The following is a 14,726-nucleotide window of genomic DNA, read 5'->3' on the forward strand; positions in this document are numbered from 1 at the left end:
CACTCCTGTGCTTGCTTGGTGGTGGGCGCTGTTTGGTTATACATCCCCGGGGGGGGCCCTTGGGCTAAAGATACCTTCCCCCCGCCGCTCGCACTCGCCGGGGGGGCGCGGAAGCGTCAATCCTGCTTGCCGAGGAATGACGGCCCTTCGCCGATGATCTTCTTGTCTTCCTTGCCGATGATTTCGAGATCGCGCCCCTCATAGGGCAGAGACGACAGGATGCGCCGCATGATCGCCAGCCGCGCGCGCCGCTTGTCATTGGCCCGTACGATGATCCACGGCGCGAATTCCTTGTGGGTGCGCTCGAACATTGTGTCGCGCACCTTGGTGTAGTCGTCCCACTTGGTGATGCCTGCAACGTCGATGGGGGAAAACTTCCAGCTCTTCAGCGGGCTGTAGCGGCGGTCGTGGAAGCGCTCGAGCTGCGTTTCCCGGCCGATGTTCAGCCAGAATTTGAAAAAGTGGATGCCCTCGTTGGAGATCATCCGTTCGAAATGCGGCGTCTCGTCGAGAAACTGCTCGTGCTGCTGCGGGGTGCAGAAACCCATCACCGGCTCGACACCGGCGCGGTTGTACCAGGACCGGTCGAAAGTGACGAATTCGCCTGAAGTCGGGAAGTGGTCGACATAGCGCTGGTAGTACCATTGACCAAGCTCGGTCGGGGTCGGCTTGGTCAGCGCCACGTTGCGTGCCGTGCGCGGATTGAGGTACTGGCGCACCACGAAGATCGTGCCGCCCTTGCCGGCAGCGTCGCGGCCCTCGAACAGCGCCATCACCCGTTTGCCGGTCGACTGCAGCCAGGCCTGCGCCTTGACCAGCTCGATCTGCAGCTTCTCGAGCATCTCGTCATACTCGTCGCTTTTCATCTTCTTGTCGTAGGGATAGCCGCCGGCGGTCAGCTTGTTGTCCTCGACCCAGTCGGGAAGCACGGGATTATCGATGTCGAACTCCCTCTCCTTGCCGCCGATCCTGATCTTCAGCGGCCCCGAAGTTGGCGCGGCGGGACTTTCCTTGGCTTTTTTCATCGAGACGAACCCTTTCCAGCTTCCGGACTCATGCTATGGGGAGCCACTACAGCGCCGCGCGTCCGTTTGGATGCGCAAAGGACGCTGTAGCACTTTTAATTTGCGCATGATCCTTTCCGAAAATCGATTCCCGATTTTCGGGGTCATGCGGCAAGCGATCTGGTGGAAGTTTTCCGCCACCGTGCGACCGGGTGCGAAGACATTGGGGGGCAGGTCACGAGCGAATGGCTGACCTGGACACAGAGCAGAGAGGCGTCACGCAAACCATGGCCGCACGGCTGTGGAATAGCCGCTGGCTGCTTGCGGCCGGTATTGTTGCGGTTCTCGCTGTTTATGCCTTGGCCGGGATTTCAGCCTATGTCGTCCCCGCGGCGCTGCTGTTGCTGCTTGCAGCGGCTATACTGCCGACCGCCGCCGCGCGCCAATCCACCGACAGCGGCGCTGCCATCGAGGCCATCGGCCTGCAGCGGCTCTCGGGCGAATATCTGGCCGCCGCCGTCGCCGATCCGCTGATCATCTTCGACCGGGCTGCCACCATCGTGCATGCCAACGCCGCCGCCTTCGCCGCTTTCGGTGGCATCGCGCCAGGCATGTCGCTGTCGCTGAAATTCCGGGCACCGGAGATGCAGACCCTGCTGGATGGCGTACTATCTGGTGATATCGCCTCCGATGTCGTCGACTACATGGAGAAGCTGCCGGTCGAACGTGCCTACCGGGTGAGTGTGTCCTCGGTCGGTCACGCCACCGATCTCTATGTGCTGGTGTTCAAGGACCAGAGCGAAACGCGCAGGATCGACCGCATGCGCGCCGATTTCATTGCCAATGCCAGCCATGAACTGCGCACGCCGCTCGCCTCAATCGCCGGCTTTATCGAAACGCTGCGCGGGCCAGCCCGCAACGACGCGGCGGCGCGCGACCAGTTTCTGCAGATCATGCAGAGCCAGACCGGTCGCATGGCGCGTCTGATCGACGATTTGTTGTCGCTGTCGCGGCTCGAGATGAAACCCTATCTGAAGCCGGGAACCGAGGTGGACCTGCGGCAGACAGTCGACAGCGTCATCGATTCGCTCGGACCGCTGGCCAGCGAAAACGCCGTTGCCATCGAGCGGCACTACGCCGATGGGCCGCTTCATGTGCCTGGCGACCGAGATGAGCTTTTCCAGGTTTTCGAGAACCTCCTGGAAAACGCCTGCAAATACGGGCAGTCGGGTGGGCGCGTGGTTGTATCCATAGCGCATGGCGATGCCGGATCAGAGCCGGGCATCGACGTGACGATCAGAGACTTTGGCCCTGGTATTCCCGAGGAGCACATTCCGCGCATTACCGAGCGCTTCTACCGCGTCGACGTCGAGACCAGCCGGACCCAGAAGGGGACCGGCCTCGGCCTGTCGATCGTCAAGCATATCCTGACGCGCCACAACGCCCGGCTTTCGATCAAGTCCGAAGTCGGCAACGGCGCGGCATTCTCGGTTCATTTGCCGACGCACTGATATCGCCCTAATTCAAGGGGACTGTTTCTTTTTTCTGTCATCCGGCTAGCGTATCAGCGGGGATTCGAGGAAACGACTCAAAATCAAAACACCCCGTGGGAAGGCATTTTGCCATGCAGTCCGTGCACATCGTCAGCGCCTATGACGAGGAGTTGAAATATCTGTCGAAGCGCATCGCCGCGATGGGCGGCCATGCCGAGCGCATGGTCGAACAGGCGGTCGCCGCTCTCGTCAATGCCGACCCAGGCCTTGCCCAGAAGGTCATCCGCGACGATACCGTACTGGACGAGGGCCAGCGCGAAATCGACGACAAGGCGATCATCATCATTGCCAAGCGTCAGCCGATGGCGGGGGATTTGCGCGAGATCGTCGGGACCATTCGCATCTCCGCCGACCTCGAACGGGTTGGCGATCTCGCCAAGAACGTTGCCAAGCGGGTGGTCGCCGTCACCGACGGACGCCAGCCGACCAGCCTGTTCCGCGGCCTCGAGGCTTTGTCCAACCTGGCGTTGACCCAGCTCAAGGAAGTGCTCGACGTCTACGCGTCTCGCTCGGTGGAGAAAATCGGCTTCGTGCGCGATCGTGACGACCAGATCGACGCCATGTACACATCGCTGTTTCGCGAATTGCTGACCTACATGATGGAAGATCCGCGCAACATCACGCCCTGCACGCATCTGCTGTTTTGCGCCAAGAACATCGAGCGTATCGGTGATCACGCCACCAACATAGCCGAGACCATCTACTACATCGTCACCGGCGATCAGTTGCCGGCTGAGCGGCCCAAGGGCGACAAGACCGATAAAATCAGCCTTTCCGGGACGCAGCCGCTGAAGTGAACGCGCCTCTCGAACCGTAATCCGATTTACGCTAAGCTTTCCGGGCTTTGCCTCTATCCTCGTCCGTGGATTTGCTCCGGGAGGTCGTGATGGAAAATGTTCGGAACCTGACCCCGGCGCCTGGGCCGACATCCGGCATTATCGCTTGCGGCGTCTACACGGCCGGGCGCCGCATCGCCGACATTCCCATCGAGGAAGCCGGCGAATGGGCAAAGAAATCCGGTCATGTCGTCTGGATCGGCCTATTGGAGCCCGACCGTAACCTGTTGCTGCGCGTCCAGGCGCAATTTCACCTGCATGAGCTGGCAATCGAGGATGCCGAGCACCCGCACCAGCGGCCGAAGATCGAGCAATATGGCGACGCCTTGTTCATCGTCGCTCGCACCGCGCAGCTGATCGACGGTCGGGTCACCTTCGGCGAGACCCATTTGTTTGTTGGCTCAGGCTACATCGTCAGCGTCAGGCACGGTCCTTCGACGTCCTATGCCGCCGTTCGGCAGCACTGGGAAAGCTGCCCGCACTCGCTGGCCAAGGGTGAGGATTTCGTCCTTTACGCCATTCTCGATTTCATCGTCGACAATTACATGCCGGTGCTCGAGCAGATCGAGGACGAGGTCGAGGTGATCGAGGACAAGGTTCTGCTGAAGCCGATGACCGCTCCCGACATCGAACGGCTCTATATGCTGCGCCGCGATCTCCTACGCCTGCGCAATGCCGCGCTTCCGCTGGTCGAAGTCTGCCGACGGCTGACCAGCGCCGAGCTGCCGCAGATACACACCGCCATGCATCCGCTGTTCCGCGACGTCACCGATCACATCCGCACCGTCCAGGAGAAGATCGACAGTCTGCGCGAGGTGCTGGCGTTCGCTTTCGAGGCGAGCTTGCTGGTCGGCCAGAGTCAGGAAACCGCGAACACCAAGAAGCTCGCCTCCTGGGCCGCAATCCTGGCGGTGCCGACGGCGCTCGCCGGCATCTACGGCATGAACTTCAGCGACATGCCGGAACTGAAGATGGAATACGGCTATCCGGTGGTGCTGGGCGCTATCGTGCTGATCTGCACGTTTCTCTACTGGCGGTTCAGGAAGAACGGGTGGCTGTGAGGGTAGGCAGTAGGCAGTAGGCAGTAGGCAGTAGGCAGTAGGCAGTAGGCAGTAGGCAGTAGGGCAAGAAATTCAGAGCATATTGCCCCTACTGCCTAGTCCCTACTGCCCAATCCCTAACTATCGGCTCCGCCGCCGCTCCGATGCCGGCTGGAATGCCACGCGGGCGTGGTACTTGCAGTACGGACCGGTTTCGGCGGCATCGTTGCCGCAGAAATGGAAGTCCTCTGAAAGCGGGTCGCCGTTCGGCCATTTGCAGGTCCGCTCGGTCAGCTCGACCAGCTGCAGATGCCGCGAGATCGGCAGCACGACATTTTCGACCGGACGGATGTAATGGCGCGCCACCGGTTCGGCGTCGAACTGTGTCTGCAAGGCCGTCGCGCCGATCGATGTCGTGACATGGCGTGCCGTGGTTGCTGCACGTGATACCGATTTCTGGACGGTTGATCCTTGTGCCGCCTTCTTCTGGCGTGCCGGCGTGGCGGTCGAGCGACCGCGGCCCGAGAGTTTCAGCCGATGCACCTTCCCGATGACCGCATTGCGGCTGACCCCTCCAAGCTGCGCAGCAATCTGGCTTGCGCTCAGACCCTCCGACCACAGTTTTCTCAAGAGTTCTACCCGCTCGTCAGTCCAGTTCATGAGACCGCGCTCCTCTAAGCGTGCGGCAATCGGAATCCTTCTCCCGACCCGGCAACATTTGCCGGGGCAGACACCACATATATCTGGTGATTAGGTCCGCCGCACGAAATCTAGTTATTTCTCGACTACAACTACTCTATGCGCTGACTCGGTGACAAGAGTCCCAAGTGCAACACGAATCGGTTTTTTCGGTTTTCCCCAACTTGCCCGGTCGCTTATGAGCCGGCGTCCCGTCAGGGGGCTTGCCGCGCGCCACTACGCGACGTTTTCGTTGACTTCATGGCCGAAAAACGGGATAAGCCGCACAGGCCGCCGCTTTGGCGGCTTTTTTGATTTTCCGGTACCGGAGACGCATATAATGAGCGGTTCGGCGCTTTACGAGACCTTTGCTCGCGCACCCCTGGCCTTCGACCACGGGGAAGGCACATGGCTGATTACCGACAAGGGCGAGCGATATCTCGACTTTGCCGGCGGCATCGCCGTCAATTCGCTGGGCCACAGCCATCCGCATCTGGTCGCCGCACTCACCGAGCAGGCAGCCAAGCTGTGGCATGTCTCCAACCTCTACGAGATCCCCGGGCAGAGCCGGCTTGGCGAGCGGCTGGCCGACGCCACCTTCGCCGACAAGGTGTTCTTCACCAATTCCGGCGCCGAGGCGCTGGAATGCGCGATCAAGACGGCGCGCCGCTGCCAGTTCGTCAACGGACACCCCGAGCGCTTCCGCGTCATCACCTTCGAAGGTGCCTTCCATGGCCGCACGCTGGCGACCATCGCGGCCGGCGGCCAGTACAAATATCTCGAGGGCTTCGGCCCCAAGGTCGAAGGTTTCGATCAGGTCAGTTTCGACGACATCGACGCCGCCGAAAAGGCGATCACGCCGGAGACGGCCGCCATCCTGATCGAGCCGGTGCAGGGCGAGGGCGGTATCCGTCCGGTGCCGACGCAATCGCTGAAGCGGCTCAGGCAATTGTGCGAACAGCACGGCCTGCTGTTGATCTTCGACGAGGTCCAGTGCGGCATCGGCCGCACCGGCAAGCTGTTTGCGCATGAATGGTCAGGTGTAACGCCAGACATCATGGCGATCGCCAAGGGCATTGGCGGCGGCTTCCCGATGGGTGCCTGCCTTGCCACGGATGAAGCGGCCGTCGGCATGACCGCTGGCGTGCATGGCACCACGTTCGGCGGCAACCCGCTGGCCATGGCAGTCGGCAACGCCGTGCTCGACGTCGTGCTGGAAGACGGCTTCCTCGAAGATGTCCAGCGCAAGGCGCTGCTCATGAAGCAGGGGCTGGCGTCGGTCGCCGACGAGTTTCCCGAAATCATCGAGGACATCAGGGGTGCCGGGCTGATGCTCGGCCTCAAATGCGCCATGCCCAACACCAAGGTGAACATGGCCTTGCGCGACCAGCACCTGCTGGCGGTTCCGGCCGGCGACAACGTCATTCGCCTGTTGCCGCCGCTCACCGTCACCGACGCCGAGATCCATGACGCGCTCAACCGCATTCGCGCCGGCGCCAAGGGCCTGGCGGAGGCGATCGCTTCCGCCGCGGCGAAGTAATCCCGGAACCATTGCTGATGTCAGTTCGCCATTTCACCGATCTTTCCGCCGTTTCCGAAGGCGATTTGCGCTTCATGCTGGACGATGCGGTGGTGCGAAAGGCGCGCCTCAAGGCCGGCGAGCGCACCAAACCGCTCGAAGGCAAGGTGCTGGCGATGATCTTCGACAAGCCGTCGACGCGCACACGCGTCTCCTTCGACGTCGGCATGCGGCAGCTCGGCGGCGAGACCATCATGCTGACCGGCACCGAGATGCAGCTCGGCCGTTCCGAGACCATCGCCGACACCGCCAAGGTGCTGTCGCGCTATGTCGATGCGATCATGATCCGCACCACCTCGCGTGAGCGACTGCTGGAGCTGACCGAGAACGCCACCGTGCCAGTGATCAACGGACTGACCGACGACACCCATCCCTGCCAGCTGATGGCCGATATCATGACCTTCGAGGAGCATCGCGGTCCGGTCGCCGGCAAGACCATCGCCTGGACCGGCGACGGCAACAATGTGCTGCATTCGCTGATCGAGGCCTCGGCCCGGTTCCGCTTCAACCTCAACGTTGCCGTGCCCGAAGGCAGCGAGCCGGCGCAGAAGCACATTGACTGGTCGCAGGCGCATGGCGGCAAGCTGCACTTCACCCGCTCGCCCGAGGAAGCCGTCGACCAGGCCGACTGCATCGTCACCGATTGCTGGGTGTCGATGGGCCAGGAGCATCGCGCCCGCGGCCACAATGTGTTCTCGCCCTACCAGGTCAATGCCAAGCTGATGGCCAGGGCCAAGCCGGACGCGCTGTTCATGCACTGCCTGCCGGCGCATCGCGGCGAGGAGGTGACCGACGAGGTCATCGACGGACCGCATTCGGTGGTCTTCGACGAGGCCGAGAACCGGCTCCATGCCCAGAAGGCCGTGCTGGCCTGGTGTCTCGGCGCTTGAAGTGTCTCGGCGCTTGATCCCCAGGAGCTTGATCTGCGGGGGTGTGATGCCTATTTGCGCCGCATCACGCAAATCAAGCGCGTTTCGACGCATGCGCCCCGGAGGGCGGCATGGCCGCGCCCTGGAGCTTTGTCATGTTGGAAACCTATCAAGTGACTGAACATCACCCCAAACTCGGCGAATTTGGCTATGCCGGCGACGATCACGTCGTGCCGTTCGAGGTCGGCCCGCTCGATGTGCGGGGCCGCACGGTCCAACTCGGGCCGATGCTGGACGCCATCCTCGGCCGCCACGATTATCCCGAGCCGGTCGCCCGCCTGCTGGCGGAGGCCTGTGTGCTGACCGTGCTGCTCGGCACTTCGCTGAAGTTCGAGGGCAAGTTCATCCTGCAGACCCGCACCGACGGGCCTGTCGACATGCTGGTCGCCGATTTTTCCACGCCCTCGGCATTGCGCGCCTATGCGCGTTTCGATGCCGACCGGCTGGAAGCGCTGGTCGCGGCCGGCGAAACCTCCCAGCAGACGCTGCTCGGCAGCGGCGTGCTGGCGCTGACCATCGACCAGGGCGCTCACACGCAGCGCTATCAGGGCATCGTCCAGCTCGACGGCGAGACGCTGGAGGATGCTGCGCGCACCTATTTTCGTCAGTCGGAGCAGATCCCGACGGATCTCAGGCTGTCGGTGGCCAAGCTTTTGACGCCCGGTCCCGGCGGCGCCCGCGAGCAGTGGCGCGCCGGTGGTATCCTGGCGCAGTTCCTGCCGCAGTCGCCCGAGCGCATGCGCGTCCCGGACCTGCCGGGTGGCGATGGCGATCCGCGCGAGGAGATCCACGATCCGGCCGACAATTCCTGGCAGGAGTTGCTGGCGCTGCTCGGTACGATCGAGCCGACCGAACTGATCGACCCGACGATCGGCGCCGAGCGGCTGCTCTACAGGCTGTTCCACGAGCATGGCGTGCGCGTCTTCGGCGGCGTTCCGGTCGCCGACCAGTGCTCGTGCTCCAAGGACAAGATCCGCGGCATCCTCGAGGGTTTTTCCGCCCAGGAGATCAAGGACAGCACCGAAGACGGCGGCATCCACGTCGCCTGCGAATTCTGCTCGAAGCAATATGATTTCGATCCGGCGGAATTTGCGGCCCAGTAGAGAAAAAAACCACGCCTCACCGGCCGCTCCGCGGCCGGTGAGGCGAAATCAATTCACCGTCCGCCGCGTCCCCGGCAGATCCAGCGAAAACGCCGGAATGGCGATGTCGAACGTCTCGCCCCGCTTGTTGCGCATCGTGTAGTGCCCGACCATGATGCCGGATGGTGTCGAGAGCGGGCAACCGGACGTGTACTGGTAGCTGTCGCCGGGATTGAGTTCGGGCTGGTCGCCGACCACGCCGGGGCCACGCACTTCCTCGACCCGGCCGGTGCCGTCGGTGATGTGCCAATAGCGCGACAGAAGCTGCACGAAATCGTCCGACTGATTGTCGATCGTTATCTGATAGCCCCAGACATAGCGGTTCTCCGAGGGATCCGAACGGTCCTCCAGATAGAACGGCCTGACCTGCACTTCGATGTTGCGCGTGACGGCGCTATACATAAGCGGCTCCAAAACAATCTAGAGCATGATCCTGAAAAGTGGGAACCGGTTTTCAGAAAAGATCATGCTCAAAGAAACAGAGATAGAGCCCCATCCCGGTTCAATCGGGATGGAACAGGCTCTAGGTCGAACTTTCGGCGCTCCACGCGGGCTGGTCAACGGTGCGCGTCCTGTCATTGCGGACGGAACCGCAGGTGGCGGCAAAGAATGTCATTTAAGTGACACATGACAATGATGGTGTGCGCCGACCAGTGCCGCGCGACTCGGGCGCTCTGTCGAATTGTTGAATCGGTCGTCATGCCAGCCAGATTGTTCTGGCGGACCGGTTTTCCTGGAGTGACCGGATCTCGATGGAACTCACTCTCATAGCCGCCACGCTTTCAACTGCCCTCATTCTCTCAAATCTCGCCAGCATCGTGCTCGCCGCTTCGCGTCTGAAACGGCGCCGCGCCATTGCCGCGCCGGCCGGCAAGCCACGGCCGGTGTCGATCGTCGTGCCGTCGCGCGGCGTCGAGCCGTTCACGCAGGAGACGCTGGAGCGCGCCTTCTCGCTCGACTGGCCGTGCTACGAGTTGATTTTCTGCGTCGCCCATGCCGACGATCCGGTGGTCAAATTGATAAACAGGACGATCGTCCGGTTTTCGAAAGTGCCGGCCCGGCTGCTTGTCGGCGACGACCGCATCAGCGCCAATCCGAAACTCAATAATTGCGTCAAGGGCTGGGAGGCGGCGCGGCACGACTGGGTCGTCCTGGCCGATTCCAACGTGCTGATGCCGAGGGACTACGTCCAGCATCTGATGGCTGCCTGGCGGCCCGGCACCGGCCTTGTCTGCTCGACGCCGATTGGCTCGCGGCCGGCCGGCTTCTGGGCCGAGGTCGAATGCGCTTTCCTCAACACGCTGCAGGCGCGCTGGCAATATGCCGGCGAGGCGCTCGGCCTGGGCTTTGCCCAGGGCAAGAGCATGCTCTGGAACAAGCCGATGCTCGACGCCAATGGCGGCATCCGCGCGCTGGCCGCCGAGATCGCGGAGGATGCCGCCGCGACCAAGCTGGTGAACAGTCTCGGCCTGCGCGTCAATCTCGTCGCCGCCCCCTTCGAGCAGCCGCTTGGCCGGCGCTCTTTTGACGAGATCTGGTCGCGTCAGGCCCGTTGGGCGCGCCTGCGCCGCGTCACTTTCCCTCTGTTCTTCGCACCCGAAATCCTGACCGGCGCCGTGGTGCCGCTGGTGCTTGCGCTGATTGCCGCGGCCAGTGCCGGCTTCAGCCTCTGGGCAACCGCCCTTGCAGTGCTGGTAGCCTTCTACCTTCCCGAGTGCGCGCTGGCCTGGTCCAAGGGCTGGTACCTGTCGCCACGCATGGTCACGGCGATCATGGCGCGCGACCTGATCCTTCCGGCGATGTGGGGGCGCGGCTGGCTCGGCGGCGCCGTCGACTGGCGCGGCAATGCGATGACCATCGGCACCAAGACGGCCGAGCTGGAGGAGACGCCGTCCGGCGCCTGAAGGCCCTACCTGGCCTTCAGCGCCTGCGCGATGTCCTCAAGCAGATCGTCGGTGTCTTCCAGCCCGACCGACAGCCGGAGCGTGCCCGGCCCGATGCCGAGCTCGGCGCGCGCCTCGTCGCTCAGATTCTTGTGCGTCGTCGTCGCCGGGTGGGTGATCAGGCTCTTGGCGTCACCGAGATTGTTGGAGATCAAGACGATGTCGAGCGCGTTCTGCAAGGCAAAGGCCGCCTGCTTGCCGCCCTTGACGTCGAGGCAGATCAGCGTCGAGCCGCCCGCCATCTGCTTCTTGACGATATCAGCCTGCGGGTGGTCGGCGCGGCCGGGATAGATGACGCGGGCGATCTCCGGCCGCTCGGCCAGGAAATCCGCGATCCGGCCGGCACTTTCCGTCTGCTGGCGCACGCGCAGCGGCAGCGTTTCCAGGCCTTTCAGCAGCGTCCAGGCGTTGAAGGGTGACAGGCTTGGGCCGGTATGGCGGAAATAGTCGTGCAGGTTCTCGTCGATCCACTTCTTGTCCGACAGGATCACCCCGCCGAGACAGCGCCCCTGGCCGTCTATGTGCTTGGTCGCCGAATAGACGACGATATGGGCACCGAGCTGCAAGGGCTTCTGCTGCAGGGGCGTGGCGAAGACATTGTCGACGATCAGCCTGGCGCCGATCGAATTGGCAAGCGAAGCGACAGCGGCGATATCGACCACTTCCAGCGTCGGATTGGTCGGGCTTTCCAGGAAGAACAGCTTGGTGTTCGGCTTGATCGCCTTTTCCCAATTGGCGATGTCGGTGCCGTCGACCAGCGTCGCCTCGATGCCGTATCTCGGCGCCAGCGTCTCGACCACCCAGCGGCAGGAGCCGAACAGCGCACGCGCCGCCACGATATGGTCGCCGGCCTTGGCGCTGCACAGAAGGGCGGCCGTCACCGCAGCCATGCCGGACGCGGTGGCACGGGCGTCTTCGGCGCCTTCGAGCGCGCACATGCGTTTTTCGAACATGTCGACGGTCGGATTAGCGTAGCGCGAATAGATGAAGCCCGGTTCCTCACCCTTGAAACGGGCCTCGGCGGCCTGCGCCGTTTCGTAGACATAGCCCTGGGTGAGGTAGATCGCTTCCGACGTTTCGCCGAAACCGGAACGCAGTGTTCCGCTGTGCACGAGTGCCGTCTGAGGCTTCCAGTTGTGCTTCTTGGTGCTCATCGCTCTTCTTCCAGACACAAAAAAACCGGCCGCGAAAGTCGCAACCGGTCCATACGGCCTTGCGGCCCGACGGTCCTTTAGCGACTTGTTTAACGTGGCTGCAAGCCGACCGGCCAAATCACCACGGGATAACGACCCTTTAGACCCGCACCGCGCTTGCGTCAATTGCCGGCTTCATTAAGAGGTTTGTACCAAGCAGGTTCCGCAAAAGTGTTCCACGGTTTTGCGACAAGAACCTGCGACAAGAAAAACGTCTGACCTAGGAGTGGAGCCTTGCGGCAGACAGGCATTCTTCCCGATCAGGACATTTCAGCGCTGTTCCAGTCCGGCGCGCTGAAGTCGGCGCGTGCGCTCGACGCCGACCAGATCCAGCCGGCCAGCCTCGATCTCAGGCTCGGCGACAAGGCCTGGCGGGTGCGCGCCTCCTTTCTGCCCGGCCCCAACCACAAGGTTTCGGAAAAGCTCGACCGGCTGCAACTGCACGAGATCAATCTTGCCGAGGGCGCGGTGCTGGAGACCGGCTGCGTCTACATCGTGCCCTTGCTTGAAAGCCTGGCGCTGCCGGCGGACATTTCGGCCTCGGCCAATCCGAAGAGTTCGACCGGACGGCTCGACATCTTCACCCGCGTCATGACCGATCGCGGCCACGAGTTCGACAAGATCGCCGCCGGCTATCATGGCCCGCTCTTTCTGGAAGTCAGCCCGCGCACCTTCCCGATCGTGGTCCGCACCGGCTCACGCCTGTCGCAGATCCGTTTCCGCACCGGCAATGCGTTGCTCTCCGAAGCCGAGTTGCACGACCTGCATCGCACCGAGATGCTGGTCGCCACCGAGCCGCCGAACATTTCCGGCGGCGGGATCGCGCTGTCGATCGACCTCAACGGCGATCAGAACGGCCTGGTCGGCTATCGCGGCAAGCATCACACCGGCCTCGTCGATGTCGACAAGCGCGCGGCCCAGGAGGTCGTCGACTTCTGGGAGCCGATCCACAAGAGCGGCGCCGGCGAACTGGTGCTCGATCCCGATGAATTCTACATCCTCGTCAGCCAGGAAGCGGTGCACGTGCCGCCGCTCTACGCCGCCGAGATGACGCCCTTCGATCCGCTGGTAGGCGAATTCCGCGTCCACTATGCCGGCTTCTTCGATCCGGGCTTCGGCCATTCGGCGTCCGGCGGCACCGGCAGCCGGGCGGTGCTGGAAGTGCGCAGCCATGAAGTGCCGTTCATCCTTGACCACGGCCAGATCGTCGGCCGGCTGGTCTACGAACATATGCTGAAGCGGCCGCAGGCGCTCTACGGCACCGATCTCGGCTCCAACTACCAGGCGCAGGGCCTGAAGCTGTCCAAGCATTTCCGCGCCGCGCGCTGAATACTTGATCAGGCGGAGCTCTTGTGAAAACTCGGCCAGGAGATGGTTCGTACTGGAAGAGCGGTGAGTTCAATGAACGACCCCTATGACGACATCTTATCGCTAACCGACAGCAAACCGATTTGGTGGGATGTCCATGACGTGCCGCGCTTTGCTCCGTTTCGTCCAGGCATGGGCGCGTATGGTAGGCCAACGGAATGCCTCCTTGTATTGGCTCGGGCGCGCGGTGGTCCTGAATATCTGCAGTTGATATGCGGGCACACCGCCCAGTTTGAGAGAGCCGATCATCTGACCCGGTCGAAGACTTTGGCAATGGGCGAGCCTCCAGCAGGTTTGCATGCCGAGAACGGCGACCTGAGTGTTGAGCCAGTCAAAGTGCTGGAGTATTGGCGGCGTGATCCAAATCCATTTGCCAAGTGGCAAAGGCTACCTGAATTTGAAATCGACCTAATCGATTGATGGCCTTCGGTCCCGACCAGACTCAGCTTGCCTGACTCTGCCCCGCCATGCTTGGTTACGCTGACCTTGAAACGAAACACTGCAAGGGGAACCAAGAAAATGCAGATTTCAAAATGGATCGTATCGGCAGCAGGCGCTGCCATGCTGGTGATGGCTGCCGGCTCTTTGTCGGCGCAGGCGGCGGAGAAAATCAAGATCGGCACCGAGGGCGCCTATCCGCCGTTCAACACCATTACGGCCGACGGCAAGGTGGAGGGCTTCGACATCGACATCGCCAATGCGCTGTGCGCGCAGATGAAGGTCGAATGCGAAATCGTCACCCAGGATTGGGACGGCATCATTCCCGCTTTGCAGGCCAAGAAGTTCGACGCCATCATCGCCTCGATGAGCATCACCGAGGAGCGCAAGAAACAGGTCGCCTTCACCAACAAATACTATACGACACCGCTCGCTCTGGTGGCGCCTAAGGACAGCGATCTCACCTCGACCGAACCGGCGGCCCTTGCCGGCAAGACGGTGGGCGCCCAGGCTTCGACCACGCAGGCCGACTATGCCCAGAATGAATATGGCAAGGCGGGCGCTGAGGCAAAGCTCTACCCGACCCAGGAAGAGGCGATCACCGATCTGCAGAATGGCCGCCTCGATGCGGTCATTTCGGACAAGTTCGTGCTGGTGGACTGGATGAAGAAGGCGAGCGAAGGCTGCTGCAAGATGATTGGAGACGTCAAGGGTACGGAGACGCAAGCCGGCATTGCCGTGCGCCTGGAAGACACGGCCCTGCGCGACAAGCTCAACGCCGCAATCGACGCCATCGTCGCCGACGGCACCTACAAGAAGATCCAGGCCAAATATTTCGACTTCGATATTTATTGAGACGTCGAAGCCGCCAATCTCCCCCCTCGTGGGGGAGATGCCCGGCAGGGCAGAAGGGGGGCGCGAGGGATCGCGACCTCTCTGCACCAGCAGACTGGTTCGAAAGAAAAACTAAGTAGGATGGAGACGTTGGCGGGACAGCGCCCCCCTCTGGCCTGCCGGCCATCT

15 protein-coding genes and 1 riboswitch are annotated in these 14,726 nt (G+C 62.4%); of the genes, 11 read left to right on the top strand and 4 right to left on the bottom strand.

Annotation, left to right across the window (positions count from 1 at the left end; translation table 11 throughout):
• Positions 1-116 precede the first annotated feature (116 nt).
• Positions 117-1,025 (bottom strand): polyphosphate kinase 2, encoded by a 909-nt coding sequence (ppk2, locus tag NKH06_RS26355; protein WP_023811346.1) that lies wholly within the window; start codon positions 1,023-1,025, stop codon positions 117-119.
• A 224-nt stretch (positions 1,026-1,249) separates the two neighbouring features.
• On the opposite strand from ppk2, the gene NKH06_RS26360 reads away from it, so the two are divergent.
• The 3 genes from NKH06_RS26360 (at position 1,250) to NKH06_RS26370 (ending at position 4,454) form a co-directional block, all read left to right on the top strand.
• Complete coding sequence (locus NKH06_RS26360) at positions 1,250-2,515, top strand: ATP-binding protein (protein WP_352892112.1); 1,266 nt, start codon at positions 1,250-1,252, stop codon at positions 2,513-2,515.
• Between the two features lie 113 nt (positions 2,516-2,628).
• Positions 2,629-3,354, top strand: a complete 726-nt coding sequence (gene phoU, locus NKH06_RS26365; RefSeq protein WP_352632329.1) for a phosphate signaling complex protein PhoU — start codon at positions 2,629-2,631, stop codon at positions 3,352-3,354.
• An 89-nt stretch (positions 3,355-3,443) separates the two neighbouring features.
• A complete protein-coding gene (locus NKH06_RS26370) occupies positions 3,444-4,454 on the top strand; it encodes a magnesium and cobalt transport protein CorA (protein WP_352894625.1) in 1,011 nt (336 codons plus the stop codon).
• A 120-nt stretch (positions 4,455-4,574) separates the two neighbouring features.
• Here the strand turns inward: NKH06_RS26370 and NKH06_RS26375 are convergent, their stop codons facing one another.
• Positions 4,575-5,093 carry a GcrA family cell cycle regulator gene (locus NKH06_RS26375; protein ID WP_023811342.1) on the bottom strand — a complete coding sequence of 173 codons (519 nt, stop codon included), beginning with the start codon at positions 5,091-5,093 and terminating at the stop codon, positions 4,575-4,577.
• 358 nt (positions 5,094-5,451) lie between these two features.
• On the opposite strand from NKH06_RS26375, the gene NKH06_RS26380 reads away from it, so the two are divergent.
• From NKH06_RS26380 to NKH06_RS26390, 3 genes are all read left to right on the top strand, one after another.
• Entirely contained in the window at positions 5,452-6,651 is a 1,200-nt protein-coding gene (locus NKH06_RS26380; protein ID WP_023811341.1) for an aspartate aminotransferase family protein, read from the top strand.
• A gap of 17 nt (positions 6,652-6,668) precedes the next feature.
• A complete protein-coding gene (gene argF, locus NKH06_RS26385; RefSeq protein WP_352894629.1) occupies positions 6,669-7,580 on the top strand; it encodes an ornithine carbamoyltransferase in 912 nt (303 codons plus the stop codon).
• 110 nt (positions 7,581-7,690) lie between these two features.
• On the top strand, positions 7,691-8,722 hold the full coding sequence (locus NKH06_RS26390; RefSeq protein ID WP_031213286.1) for an Hsp33 family molecular chaperone: 1,032 nt from the start codon (positions 7,691-7,693) through the stop codon (positions 8,720-8,722).
• 48 nt (positions 8,723-8,770) lie between these two features.
• On the opposite strand, the gene apaG is transcribed toward NKH06_RS26390, so the two are convergent.
• A complete protein-coding gene (apaG, locus tag NKH06_RS26395; RefSeq protein ID WP_013533640.1) occupies positions 8,771-9,163 on the bottom strand; it encodes a Co2+/Mg2+ efflux facilitator ApaG/CorD in 393 nt (130 codons plus the stop codon).
• A gap of 25 nt (positions 9,164-9,188) precedes the next feature.
• Between apaG and NKH06_RS26400 the strand changes: the two genes are divergently transcribed.
• Together NKH06_RS26400 and NKH06_RS26405 are read left to right on the top strand one after the other, a co-directional pair.
• Positions 9,189-9,392: a hypothetical protein gene (locus NKH06_RS26400; RefSeq protein ID WP_352554071.1), complete on the top strand. Its 204-nt coding sequence runs from the start codon at positions 9,189-9,191 to the stop codon at positions 9,390-9,392.
• A gap of 121 nt (positions 9,393-9,513) precedes the next feature.
• Entirely contained in the window at positions 9,514-10,665 is a 1,152-nt protein-coding gene (locus NKH06_RS26405; RefSeq protein ID WP_352752736.1) for a ceramide glucosyltransferase, read from the top strand.
• Between the two features lie 5 nt (positions 10,666-10,670).
• Here the strand turns inward: NKH06_RS26405 and NKH06_RS26410 are convergent, their stop codons facing one another.
• Positions 10,671-11,858 carry an O-succinylhomoserine sulfhydrylase gene (locus NKH06_RS26410; RefSeq protein WP_292564337.1) on the bottom strand — a complete coding sequence of 396 codons (1,188 nt, stop codon included), beginning with the start codon at positions 11,856-11,858 and terminating at the stop codon, positions 10,671-10,673.
• Positions 11,859-11,915: 57 nt separating this feature from the next.
• Positions 11,916-11,993: riboswitch (SAM riboswitch) on the bottom strand.
• A 138-nt stretch (positions 11,994-12,131) separates the two neighbouring features.
• Between NKH06_RS26410 and NKH06_RS26415 the strand changes: the two genes are divergently transcribed.
• The 3 genes from NKH06_RS26415 to NKH06_RS26425 all read left to right on the top strand — a co-directional run bounded on the left by NKH06_RS26415 (position 12,132) and on the right by NKH06_RS26425 (position 14,558).
• Positions 12,132-13,226 (top strand): 2'-deoxycytidine 5'-triphosphate deaminase, encoded by a 1,095-nt coding sequence (locus NKH06_RS26415; protein WP_027039510.1) that lies wholly within the window; start codon positions 12,132-12,134, stop codon positions 13,224-13,226.
• Between the two features lie 72 nt (positions 13,227-13,298).
• A complete protein-coding gene (locus NKH06_RS26420; protein WP_128287794.1) occupies positions 13,299-13,685 on the top strand; it encodes a hypothetical protein in 387 nt (128 codons plus the stop codon).
• Positions 13,686-13,784: 99 nt separating this feature from the next.
• Positions 13,785-14,558 carry an ABC transporter substrate-binding protein gene (locus tag NKH06_RS26425; RefSeq protein WP_352720397.1) on the top strand — a complete coding sequence of 258 codons (774 nt, stop codon included), beginning with the start codon at positions 13,785-13,787 and terminating at the stop codon, positions 14,556-14,558.
• The last annotated feature ends 168 nt before the right edge of the window (positions 14,559-14,726 follow it).

It is taken from the genome of Mesorhizobium sp. M1342, from assembly GCF_040317955.1.
In the GTDB taxonomy this organism is placed as follows: Bacteria; Pseudomonadota; Alphaproteobacteria; order Rhizobiales; family Rhizobiaceae; genus Mesorhizobium.

Coding starts and splice junctions, on each gene's coding strand:
- ppk2 (WP_023811346.1), bottom strand. CDS start 1,025: ATGAAAAAAGCCAAGGAAAGTCCCGCCGCGCCAACTTCGGGGCCGCTG.
- NKH06_RS26360 (WP_352892112.1), top strand. CDS start 1,250: ATGGCTGACCTGGACACAGAGCAGAGAGGCGTCACGCAAACCATGGCC.
- phoU (WP_352632329.1), top strand. CDS start 2,629: ATGCAGTCCGTGCACATCGTCAGCGCCTATGACGAGGAGTTGAAATAT.
- NKH06_RS26370 (WP_352894625.1), top strand. CDS start 3,444: ATGGAAAATGTTCGGAACCTGACCCCGGCGCCTGGGCCGACATCCGGC.
- NKH06_RS26375 (WP_023811342.1), bottom strand. CDS start 5,093: ATGAACTGGACTGACGAGCGGGTAGAACTCTTGAGAAAACTGTGGTCG.
- NKH06_RS26380 (WP_023811341.1), top strand. CDS start 5,452: ATGAGCGGTTCGGCGCTTTACGAGACCTTTGCTCGCGCACCCCTGGCC.
- argF (WP_352894629.1), top strand. CDS start 6,669: ATGTCAGTTCGCCATTTCACCGATCTTTCCGCCGTTTCCGAAGGCGAT.
- NKH06_RS26390 (WP_031213286.1), top strand. CDS start 7,691: ATGGCCGCGCCCTGGAGCTTTGTCATGTTGGAAACCTATCAAGTGACT.
- apaG (WP_013533640.1), bottom strand. CDS start 9,163: ATGTATAGCGCCGTCACGCGCAACATCGAAGTGCAGGTCAGGCCGTTC.
- NKH06_RS26400 (WP_352554071.1), top strand. CDS start 9,189: ATGATCCTGAAAAGTGGGAACCGGTTTTCAGAAAAGATCATGCTCAAA.
- NKH06_RS26405 (WP_352752736.1), top strand. CDS start 9,514: ATGGAACTCACTCTCATAGCCGCCACGCTTTCAACTGCCCTCATTCTC.
- NKH06_RS26410 (WP_292564337.1), bottom strand. CDS start 11,858: ATGAGCACCAAGAAGCACAACTGGAAGCCTCAGACGGCACTCGTGCAC.
- NKH06_RS26420 (WP_128287794.1), top strand. CDS start 13,299: ATGAACGACCCCTATGACGACATCTTATCGCTAACCGACAGCAAACCG.
- NKH06_RS26425 (WP_352720397.1), top strand. CDS start 13,785: ATGCAGATTTCAAAATGGATCGTATCGGCAGCAGGCGCTGCCATGCTG.